Origin of the sequence: Arthrobacter sp. BPSS-3, from assembly GCF_044628475.1 — a bacterium.
Taxonomy (GTDB): Bacteria; Actinomycetota; Actinomycetes; order Actinomycetales; family Micrococcaceae; genus Arthrobacter.
The window spans coordinates 368649-378928 of record NZ_JBIMMV010000003.1 but is presented as its reverse complement, the minus strand read 5'-3'; the positions used below and the strand labels follow the sequence as shown (position 1 = coordinate 378928).

Here is a 10280-nt window from a genome sequence, read left to right as displayed (position 1 = left end):
CGTCGCCCAGGAACTCAACGGCCGCCCACGCAAAACGCTCGGCTGGGATACCCCGGCCGAGCGTCTGCGTGATTTACTACTAGCTACCTAGCCACCAGCAGTGTTGCAACGACCACTAGAAACCGCCAAGGTGGGCGGCCGCCGTCGTCGTTAAGCCGTTGCCCGGAGGCGGTGGGGACGGACCTAGATGTTGAACCCGAGGGCGCGCATCTGGTCGCGGCCGTCCTCGGTGATCCGTTCCGGACCCCACGGCGGCATCCAGACCCAGTTCAGCCGCCAGTCGTCGACGATCCCGTCGAGGGCCTGGCCCACCTGCTCCTCGATCACGTCGGTGAGCGGGCACGCGGCCGTCGTCAGCGTCATGTCGATCAGCAGGGCGCCGTCGTCGTCGGAGTACTTCAGACCGTAGAGCAGGCCAAGGTCCACGATGTTAACCCCGAGTTCGGGGTCGATCACGTCCTTGAGCGCCTCCTCGACGTCCTCGAGGCCCGTGCGGGCCGTATTCGTTTCGGTCATGGCGTAGTCCTTACTAGGCCTGTGCTGCGGCGTCGGCAGCGATGGTTGCGGCTCCGGCACCCTGGACGTAGCGGTCGTAGCCTTCTTCTTCGAGGCGGTCGGCCAGCTCGGGGCCGCCCTCCTCGACAACCTTGCCGTCGACGAACACGTGCACGAATTCCGGCTTGATGTAGCGCAGGATCCGGGTGTAGTGCGTGATCAGCAGGGTGCCCATGTTGCCGCCGGACTGGGCGCGGTTGACGCCCTCGGAGACGACCTTCAGGGCGTCGACGTCCAGGCCGGAGTCCGTCTCGTCGAGGATGGCGAACTTCGGCTTGAAGAGCTCGAGCTGGAGGATCTCCACCCGCTTCTTCTCACCGCCGGAGAAGCCCTCGTTGACGTTGCGCTGGGTGAAGTCGGCGTCGATGCGCAGCTGCTCCATGGCGGCCTTGACGTCCTTGGTCCAGGTCCGGAGCTTGGGGGCCTCGCCGTCGATGGCGGTCTTGGCGGTGCGCAGGAAGTTGGTCATGCTCACGCCGGGGACCTCCACCGGGTACTGCATGGCCAGGAAGAGGCCGGCGCGGGCGCGCTCGTCGACGCTCATCTCCAGGACGTCTTCACCGTCGAGGGTGACGGAGCCGCTGGTGACGTTGTAGCGCGGGTGCCCGGCGATGGTGGAGGCCAGGGTGGACTTGCCGGAGCCGTTGGGGCCCATGATGGCGTGGATCTCGCCGGTCCGGATGGTCAGGCTGACGCCCTTCAGGATTTCCTTGGTGCCCTGCTCGGTGTCAATGCTGACGTGCAGGTCCTTGATCTCAAGAGTGGACATGTGTCGTGTTCTCCTCTGTCCGGCTGCCTCTGCGGCCGGATGGTTCTCGTCTAAAAAGTGTGGGTACTTACCTGGTGCAGTGGACTGCGGTGCGGCGGCGGTCAGCCGGCGTTGGGCGCCTCGGCGCCGTTGAGCACGGTGCTGACGTCAACGTAGACGTTGCCGTCAGCGATCGTGACGGCGAAGACGGGCACCGGGTCATAGGCGGGCAGCTGCAGCGGCTGGCCGGAGCGCAGGTCGAACTGGGAGCCGTGGCCCCAGCACTCGATCGCGCACCCTTCCACCTCGCCCTCGGAGAGGGAGATGTCCGCATGCGAGCAGGTGTCACCGATCGCGTGGATCTCCCCCATCGAGTCCCTGACCACGGCTACGGGGTAGTCGTCGATCAGAATCCGCAGGGCCTGCTTGACCTGGATGTCGCCGGCAGTGCATACCAGCTCGCCCTTGGGCTGTTCCGTCATGTGTCCGTCCTGTTCCGTGTCCGCCGCTGCCGCGCCCTAGTTGTCCGTCGCGGCGAGCTCGCGCTCGACGGCGGCCGTGAGGCGTTCCTCGATGGCGGGCACCTTGATCTGCTGGATGATCTCGTTGAGGAAGCCGCGGACCACCAGGCGGCGGGCCACCTTCTCCGGGATGCCGCGGGCCATCAGGTAGAACAGGTGCTCGTCGTCGAAACGGCCGGTGGCGCTGGCGTGGCCGGCGCCGGCGATCAGGCCGGTCTCGATTTCCAGGTTCGGCACGGAGTCGGCGCGGGCGCCGTCGGTGAGGACCAGGTTGCGGTTGGCCTCGTACGTGTCGGTGCCTTCGGCTTCCTTGCGGATCAGGACGTCACCCACCCACACGGTGTGCGCGTTCTTGCCCTGCAGCGCGCCCTTGTAGAGCACGTTGGACTTGCAGTTGGCGACGGCGTGGTCCACGAAGAGGCGCTGCTCCAGGTGCTGGCCGGCGTCGGCGAAGTACAGGCCGTACATTTCGGCTTCGGCGCCGGGGGCGGTGAAGCGGGCCGACGGCGTGACGCGGACCAGGTCGCCTCCGAGGCTGACGACGATGTGCTTGAACTTGGCATCGCGGCCGAGCTTGGCCTGCTGGGAGGAGGCGTGGACGGAGTCGTCGGCCCACTCCTGCAGGGAGATGACGGTCAGTTCGGCGCCGTCCTCGACCAGGATTTCGACGTTCTCGGAGACGACGGCGCTGCCCTGGTGGTCCAGGACGACGACGGCCTTGGAGAACTTCTCCGCGGTGATGACGATGTGCTGCGCGGCTGGGGCGTCGCCCTGGCCGGTGAGCACGAGGGTGATCTCGCCCTCGGCCTGGACCTCGGCCGGGATGGTGACGGCGGTCGCGCCGGCGAAGTTCTCCCAGGCGTTGGCGGAGACCCGGTCCTCCGGGATCGCGGCGGAGCCGATGCGGGCATCGCCGCGGTCCACGGACTCAACCCGGACGCTGTCAGGTGCAGTCACGGTAACGGCCGGGGCCGCGCCGTTCAGGACCTCGGTGTGCAGGCCGCGGAGGCGCTTGAGCGGGGTGAACCGCCAGTCCTCCTCCATGCCGGTCAGCGGCTTGAAGTCCGCCAGGGCGTAGGAGGTCAGGCGGCCGGCGCGCGAGCTGTCCGGGACGCCGACGCCGCCGCCGTGCGAGTGGGCCTTGACGGCGTCCCCGCCCAGCGGCGCCTTGGAATCGACGGTGTTCAGCGGGGAGAGGTTTTCGCCCTCCTCGGTGAAGCCGTCGATCAGCGGCTGGGTCGAGGGCGCGCCGATGCGGGCCTTTTCAGTAGTGATGTCAGTCATTAACCGACCGATCCTTCCATCTGCAGTTCAATCAGGCGGTTCAGCTCCAGCGCGTACTCCATGGGAAGCTCACGGGCGATCGGCTCGATGAAGCCGCGCACGATCATGGCCATGGCCTCGTCCTCGCGCATGCCGCGGGACATCAGGTAGAAGAGCTGCTCTTCGCTGACGCGGGAGACGGTCGCCTCGTGCCCCATCACGACGTCGTCCTCGCGGATGTCGATGTAGGGGTAGGTGTCGGAGCGGCTGATGGTGTCCACCAGCAGGGCGTCACAGCGCACGGTGTTGGCCGAGTGCTTGGCGCCCTCGCGGACCTGGACCAGGCCGCGGTAGGCGGCACGGCCGCCGCCGCGGGCCACGGACTTGGAGATGATCGAGCTCTTGGTGTTCGGCGCGATGTGGACCATCTTGGAGCCGGTGTCCTGGTGCTGGCCCTCGCCGGCGAACGCGATCGAGAGGGTCTCGCCCTTGGCGCCCTCGCCGACCAGGTAGACGGCCGGGTACTTCATGGTGACCTTGGAGCCGATGTTGCCGTCGACCCACTCCATGGTGGCGCCCTCTTCGCAGATGGCGCGCTTGGTGACCAGGTTGTACACGTTGTTGGACCAGTTCTGGATGGTCGTGTAGCGGACGCGGGCGCCCTTCTTCACGACGATCTCGACGACGGCCGAGTGCAGCGAGTCCGAGGTGTAGATCGGCGCGGTGCAGCCTTCGATGTAGTGGACGTAGGAGTCCTCGTCGGCGATGATCAGGGTCCGCTCGAACTGGCCCATGTTCTCGGTGTTGATCCGGAAGTAGGCCTGCAGCGGGATGTCCACGTGGACGCCCTTGGGCACGTACACGAAGGAACCGCCGGACCAGACGGCCGTGTTCAGCGAGGCGAACTTGTTGTCGCCCACCGGGATGATGGTGCCGAAGTACTCCTGGAAGATCTCCGGGTGCTCGCGCAGGGCGGTGTCGGTGTCCAGGAAGATGACGCCCTGGGCCTCGAGGTCCTCGCGGATCTGGTGGTAGACCACCTCGGACTCGTACTGGGCGGCGACGCCGGAGACCAGGCGGCTGCGCTCGGCTTCCGGGATGCCCAGCTTCTCGTAGGTGTTCCGGATGTCCTCGGGCAGGTCTTCCCAGCTGGCGGCCTGCTTCTCGGTGGACCGCACGAAGTACTTGATGTTGTCGAAGTCGATGCCCGAGAGGTCCGCGCCCCAGGTGGGCATGGGCTTGCGGTCGAAGTACTTCAGGCCCTTGAGGCGAAGGTCGAGCATCCATTCGGGCTCGTTCTTCTTGGCCGAGATGTCGCGGACGACCTCCTCGTCGATGCCACGGCGGGCGTTGGCGCCGACGTCGTTCTTGTCGGCCCAGCCGTACTCGTAGGTGCCAATTCCGTGCAGCTCGGGGTTCTTTTCCAGAATCTCCGAGATCACAGTGGATTCAGCAACCTTCTTCTCTGATAGTTGGTCCGTCATCACGGCCTTTCTTGCAGATGGTTGGATACTTCGTCCGGGTTGCCCGGAGCGTCGGGACCGGTGGTCCCGACGGCGGCCGGACGGCCCGTAGGTATGTGGGTGGTGCAGACGTGGCCGCCGCGCGCCAGGGTGGAGAGCCGGCGGACGTCGACGCCGACCAGCCGGGAGAACACCTCGGTCTCCACGTCGCAGAACACGGGGAACTGGGCGGCGAGCTGCTGGATCGGGCAGTGGCCCTGGCACAGCTGCACGCTGGAGAGCGCAGCCGGCAGGGGCGCCTTGGCCTCGATCGTCTGGGCGGAGGCGACAAAACCGTCCCGGCTCAGGGCGTCGGAGAGCGCCTGGGCGCGGGCGGTGATGTCGCTGCCCGCGGCCTCGATCGCGGGGGCGTAGCGTCGCTCCATTGCCTCGAAGCGTTCGACGGCGAACTCCCGGACGGCGTCATCCCCGGCGGCCGCGCCGAGGCGGCGCAGGGCGGACGCGGCGATGTCCAGGTAGTCGTTGCCGAGGCTGGACTGGCCCTGGGAGCTCAGCACGTAGCGACGGGCGGGACGGCCGGCTCCGGCGCCCGCGCGCGCGACGCGCTTGACTTCGATGACACCGCGGCGGGACAGGTGGTCCAGGTGCCGGCGGACGGCGGCCGGGGTGAAGCCCAGCAGTTCGCCGAGCTCGGCGGCGCTGATCGGGCCGTGTTCCAGCACCGCGCTGAGCACGCGGTCCCGGGTGCGCTCCTCGGCGTCCGCGGCGGTGACCGGCGGCGCTGGAGTCTCCCGCGCCCCGATGGCCGGGCGCGCCTGATCCGCGCGCGCTGGGGGCGCGGCGGAAGCAGTCACAGAACTCATGGAATACACAACACAATCATGTCGTAATTTAGTCCGGCGTTCCAGTAAGGCATGGCTTCCCCGGCGGAGGCCGGCACCGGGGAACCTCCCCACCCGGGCCCCCGGCCCGCTCCCAGCTTGGCGCCCTACTACATCCCGTAGAATGTTCCGGTGCGATCTCCCGAATCCCCCGCCCTGGCCATTCAGGGTCTCATCAAGGATGTTGGCCCCGTTCCCAGCCTGGACGGCAAGATGCTGCGGGTGGTCAGCGACGTGTCCCTGGTGGCCGAGCGCGGCCAGGTGACGGCCCTGCTGGGCGCTAACGGTGCGGGCAAGACCACCACCATCGAGTGCGCCCAGGGGATGCAGAAGCGCACCGGAGGCAGCATCAGCCTGCTGGGACAAGACCCGGACACCGCGGGGGCCGAGCTGCGCTCCCGGGTGGGGGTGATGCTGCAGGACGGCGGCCTCCCGCCGTCGGCCCGTCCCATCCCCCTGCTCCACCACATCGCCGGCATGTACAAGGATCCGTGGCCGGTTGAGGACCTGGTGGCCCGGCTGGGCATCGAAAGTTTCAGCCGTACCGGCGTGCGGCGCCTCTCCGGCGGGCAGAAGCAGCGGCTGGCCCTCGCCGCCGCCCTGGCCGGCCGGCCCGAGGTCCTGTTCCTCGACGAGCCCAGCGCGGGCCTGGACCCCCAGTCCCGCCAGCTGGTTTTCGACCTGATCGGCGAACTCCGCGACAGCGGCATGGCCATCATCCTCACCACCCACCTGATGGATGATGCGCAGCGGCTGGCCGACTACGTCTACATCATCGACAACGGCCGCAACGTCGCCGAGGGCACTGTCGCCCAGCTGCTGCGCCACGAACTGACCCCCGACGCCCCCGGCGGCAACGTCCGCACCCTGCTCTTCGAGGCCGAGCCCGGCTTGGACCTGACCGGCGTGCTGCCCGCCGCCGTCGACGTCCGCGAGACCCGGGCCGGCAGCTATAGCGTCTCCGGTGCCCTGACCCCGGCCGACCTGGCCGCGGTCACCGCCTGGTGGGCAGCCCGCGGCATCATGCCGGCCTCGATGAGCCTGGCCGCCCGCAGCCTGGAGGACGTGTTCCTCGACATCTCCGGAAGGGAGACCCGATGAGCTCCGCCCCCGCACCGCAGGCCGCCGCCGCGCCCGCCCCGCTGGGCAGCGAACCCGCGCCGCTGGTCCGCCGCATCCTGCTCCAGGGCCGCTACGAGACGGTCACCATGCTGCGCAACGGCGAACAGCTGATCCTGGCCGTCATCCTGCCGCTGATGGCCCTGATCGGCCTGGCCGTCACTCCCCTGCTGGACGGCCTCGGCCACAGCCGGGTCAACATCGCCGTGCCCGGCATCCTGGCCCTGTGCGCCATGTCGACGGCATTCACCGGGCAGGGCATCGCCACCGGCTTCGACCGCCGGTACGGGGTGCTCCGCTTCCTCTCCAGCACACCCCTGGGCCGCACCGGCCTGATCGTCGGCAAGATCCTGGCCGTCCTGGCCGTGCTGGTGGTCCAGGTACTGGTGGTCACCGCCGTCGCCCTGCCGATGGGCTGGCGTCCCGAAGCCGCCGGACTGCTGCCCGCCCTGCTTCTGCTGGTCCTGGGCGCCGCCGCGTTCACCTCGCTGGGCCTGCTGGTGGCCGGAACGGTGCGGCCGGAGGCCACGCTGGCCATCACCAACCTGCTCTGGATCCTCCTCGGCGCACTCGGCGGCATCGTCCTGCCCGCCGAACGGCTCCCCGCCCTGGCCCAGGCGGTGGTGCACTTCCTGCCCTCCGGCGCGCTGGGCCAGGCGCTGCGCGACGCGCTCCTGACCGGCACCGTCAATGGTTTTGCCGTCCTTATCCTGCTGCTGTGGACGGCCCTCGCCGGCGCCGCGGCGGCCCGTTGGTTCAAGTGGAATTGAGAATGATGTGAGCACGGTATCCCGCCCCGCCCGGATCCTGTCCCGGATGTCCTCCCGGCTGCCCACCACCGTCAACCCGGCGATCCGCCGGCTGGCGCTGCTGTCGCTGATCGGCCAGACCGTCCTGGTGGTCACCGGCGGCGCCGTCCGCCTCACCGCCTCCGGCCTCGGCTGCCCCACCTGGCCGCGCTGCACCAGCGACTCCCTGGTCAACACCCCGGAGATGGGAATCCACGGCTTCATCGAGTTCGGCAACCGGCTCCTGACCTTCGCCCTCGCCGCCGTGGCCGTCGCCATGCTGGTCTACCTGTGGAACCTCCGCAAGGAGCGCCGCGACCTGTTCCTGCTGGCCCTGGGCCTGCTGGCCAGCATCCCCGCGCAGGCCATCATCGGCGGCATCACCGTCCTGACCCGCCTGAACCCCTGGGTGGTGGGCCTGCACTTCCTGGTCTCGATGGCCCTGGTGGTCCTCGCGACCCTGCTGGTCAACCGCGCCTACGGCCGGACCGGCCGGGCCCGCAACCGCACCCTCCCGGCCCTGCCGGGCGCCGCGCGGCCGGTGCTGACCGCCGCCGCCCTGTTCTCCGCCGTCGCCGTCTGCCTCGGCGTCGTGGTGACCGGTGCCGGACCGCACGCCGGCGACGCCGACGCCCCGCGCAACAACCTCGACTGGGACTTCGTCTCCCACATCCACGCCGTCCCGGCCTACCTGGTCACCGCCGGCGCCCTGTTTGGCGTCTACCTGGTGCTCCACGGCCGGATCACCGGACCGTTCCGGACCGCCGCGTTCCTGCTCCTGGGCGTCACGGTCCTGCAGGCGGTCATCGGCTTCACGCAGTACTACAACGGCATCCCCGCGCTCCTGGTGGCCGCGCACATGCTTGGCGCCGCCCTGCTGATGGCCGCCTCCACCAACGCCGCGGACCTGGCTCACAGCAGCCCCCGGGCCTGACCCGGTACCCTGACCCTGTAACCGCCGGAATCACGGCGGAGGAGGGCAGGGAATGTGGGCGCGGTTGTCGAGGGAATCCTGAACATCAGCCCGGCACTGGCCTTCACCATCGTGGCGTGCCTGGTCTTTGCCGAGGACGCCATCTTCGTGGGCTTCGTCATCCCGGGTGAGACCGCGGCGGTCCTCGGCGGCGTCATCTCCAGCCGCGGCGAGGTTCCGCTCTGGGGCATGGCCGCCGTCGTGGTCGCCGCCGCGATCGCCGGGGACACCGTGGGCTACGAGATCGGGAAGCACGTGGGACCGCGGCTGCTGGACATCCGGATCATGAAGCGGCGCCGCCGCGGCCTGGCCAAAGCCCAGGCGTTCCTGCGCCGGCGCGGCGGCTCGGCGGTGTTCCTGGGCCGGTTCGTGGCCTTCTTCCGCGCCGTGATGCCCGCGCTGGCCGGGGCCTCGCGGATGCACTACCCCCGGTTCCTGGCCTTCAACGCCGCCGGCGGCCTGGTCTGGGGCACCGGATTCGTGCTGCTGGGCTTCTTCGCGGGCAATTCCTACGACGCCGTCGCCAAGGCTGCCGGGCAGGACATCACCGCAGTCATCGTGGTGCTGGGCATTGTCGGCCTGGTCGTCTGGCACCTGCGGCGCTCCCGCAGGGCACGCCGGGAACCGGAACCGGCAGCCTCCGAAGAGGCCTAGCGGAGGTCTCCCAGCCGGGTGTTCTTCCTGGGAGTCCTAACCGACGAGCGCGGAACCCACGAACGGGTCAACGGCGAGGGCGATGAAGAGTAGGGTCAGGTAGCTGATGGAGCCGTGGAAGACCTTCATGGCGCCCTTGTTGGACACGTCCCCGCCCTGGGCGCGGGCGTAGAGGGCGTGCGACTCGTAGAGGAACCAGGCGCCCGCGGCGACGGCGGTGATGGTGTAGACCCAGCCGGCGCCGCCGACCGGGATCAGGAGCAGCGAGCAGGCCACCATGGCCCAGGCGTAGAGCACCACCTGGACGGAGACCACCCGGGCGCCGGCGATCGCACCGAGCATCGGGACGTTGGCGTTGCGGTAGTCCTCGCCGTAGCGCATGGACAGCGGCCAGTAGTGCGGCGGGGTCCAGAGGAAGATCACCATGAACAGCACGACGGCGGGCCACTGAACGGTGTTCGTCACCGCGGCCCAGGCGATCAGCACGGGGAAGCAGCCGGCGGCCCCGCCCCAGACGATGTTCTGCGCGGTCCGGCGCTTGAGGATCATGGTGTAGATCACCACGTAGAAGACGATGGCGCCCAGGCCCAGCCAGGCGGAGAGCGGGTTCGCGCCGAACCAGAGGATCACGATCGCGGCGGCACCCAGCAGCCACGAGAAGACCAGCGCCTCGCGGGGCGTCACCTCGCCGGTGACCAGCGGGCGGTTCTCGGTCCGGTGCATCAGCTTGTCGATGTCCCGGTCGATGTAGCAGTTGAAGGACCCTGCGCTGCCGGCGGCGAAGGCGCCGCCCACCAGGGTTGCGAGGATCAGGCCCAGCGACGGGAAGCCGCGCTCGGCGTAAATCATGGTGGGGAGGGTGCTGACCAGCAGGAGCTCGATGACCCGCGGTTTCGTGAGCGCCAAGTAGGCCTTGGCCTTGCGGCGGAAGCCGATCCGGGCCTGGGGGACGCTCAACGGCGTTTCTGTTGTGCTCACGGTGGCAGTCACTCTGTTCTGTCTGCTGTTCTGTCTGCTGGATCAGTCGGCCAGGCCCGCAGGGTCCCGGACCTAAGGAAAAGCCACGGACCGGACGGCGGCCGACGGTGCCCGGGCGGGGCTCGGTTCCCGCCGGGAACCGCGCGGCGCGCAGGCCAAATAGCGCCCCTTCCGGAGCCTCCGACCATCATACCGTGGCGGCGCGCCGGTCCCCGACCCGGCGGCCGTGGCCCCCGCCCCGGCCCGGTCGGGAAGCGGCTCGAATTCAGCTACGCGGGAAACCCGTCCAAATCCCGACACATACGCCTCAGGGCCGCCGGAATGGGACTAAGCTGGC

11 protein-coding genes are annotated in these 10280 nt (G+C 69.2%); 4 read left to right on the top strand and 7 right to left on the bottom strand.

Annotated elements, in window-relative coordinates; translation table 11 throughout:
• Positions 1-183: 183 nt before the first annotated feature.
• The 6 genes from ACFVY3_RS07535 to ACFVY3_RS07510 all read right to left on the bottom strand — a co-directional run bounded on the left by ACFVY3_RS07535 (position 184) and on the right by ACFVY3_RS07510 (position 5413).
• Positions 184-516, bottom strand: coding sequence for a metal-sulfur cluster assembly factor (locus ACFVY3_RS07535; RefSeq protein WP_290257901.1), 333 nt, complete (start codon positions 514-516; stop codon positions 184-186).
• Positions 517-529: 13 nt separating this feature from the next.
• The gene (gene sufC, locus ACFVY3_RS07530; RefSeq protein ID WP_400159281.1) at positions 530-1324 is read right to left on the bottom strand and encodes a Fe-S cluster assembly ATPase SufC; all 795 of its coding nucleotides are present in this window, start codon (positions 1322-1324) and stop codon (positions 530-532) included.
• Positions 1325-1425: 101 nt separating this feature from the next.
• The gene (locus ACFVY3_RS07525; RefSeq protein WP_400159280.1) at positions 1426-1785 is read right to left on the bottom strand and encodes a non-heme iron oxygenase ferredoxin subunit; all 360 of its coding nucleotides are present in this window, start codon (positions 1783-1785) and stop codon (positions 1426-1428) included.
• A 36-nt stretch (positions 1786-1821) separates the two neighbouring features.
• Complete coding sequence (gene sufD / locus ACFVY3_RS07520) at positions 1822-3108, bottom strand: Fe-S cluster assembly protein SufD (protein WP_400159279.1); 1287 nt, start codon at positions 3106-3108, stop codon at positions 1822-1824.
• On the bottom strand, positions 3108-4571 hold the full coding sequence (gene sufB, locus ACFVY3_RS07515; RefSeq protein WP_290257905.1) for a Fe-S cluster assembly protein SufB: 1464 nt from the start codon (positions 4569-4571) through the stop codon (positions 3108-3110). Before sufB ends, sufD begins: the two co-directional genes overlap by 1 nt.
• Positions 4571-5413: a metalloregulator ArsR/SmtB family transcription factor gene (locus ACFVY3_RS07510; RefSeq protein ID WP_290257906.1), complete on the bottom strand. Its 843-nt coding sequence runs from the start codon at positions 5411-5413 to the stop codon at positions 4571-4573. The genes sufB and ACFVY3_RS07510 overlap by 1 nt, the downstream gene beginning before the upstream one ends.
• A gap of 150 nt (positions 5414-5563) precedes the next feature.
• Here ACFVY3_RS07510 and ACFVY3_RS07505 point away from each other — a divergent pair, with 150 nt between their 5' ends.
• From ACFVY3_RS07505 to ACFVY3_RS07490, 4 genes are read left to right on the top strand one after another with little or no spacing between them, the layout of a single operon-like run.
• Positions 5564-6532, top strand: coding sequence for an ABC transporter ATP-binding protein (locus ACFVY3_RS07505; protein WP_290257907.1), 969 nt, complete (start codon positions 5564-5566; stop codon positions 6530-6532).
• A complete protein-coding gene (locus ACFVY3_RS07500; protein ID WP_290257908.1) occupies positions 6529-7320 on the top strand; it encodes an ABC transporter permease in 792 nt (263 codons plus the stop codon). Before ACFVY3_RS07505 ends, ACFVY3_RS07500 begins: the two co-directional genes overlap by 4 nt.
• Before the next feature lie 7 nt (positions 7321-7327).
• A complete protein-coding gene (locus ACFVY3_RS07495) occupies positions 7328-8272 on the top strand; it encodes a heme A synthase (RefSeq protein WP_400159278.1) in 945 nt (314 codons plus the stop codon).
• 54 nt (positions 8273-8326) lie between these two features.
• Positions 8327-8965, top strand: a complete 639-nt coding sequence (locus ACFVY3_RS07490) for a DedA family protein (RefSeq protein WP_290257910.1) — start codon at positions 8327-8329, stop codon at positions 8963-8965.
• Positions 8966-9001: 36 nt separating this feature from the next.
• Here the strand turns inward: ACFVY3_RS07490 and ACFVY3_RS07485 are convergent, their stop codons facing one another.
• The gene (locus tag ACFVY3_RS07485; protein WP_290257911.1) at positions 9002-9955 is read right to left on the bottom strand and encodes a heme o synthase; all 954 of its coding nucleotides are present in this window, start codon (positions 9953-9955) and stop codon (positions 9002-9004) included.
• Positions 9956-10280 lie beyond the last annotated feature (325 nt).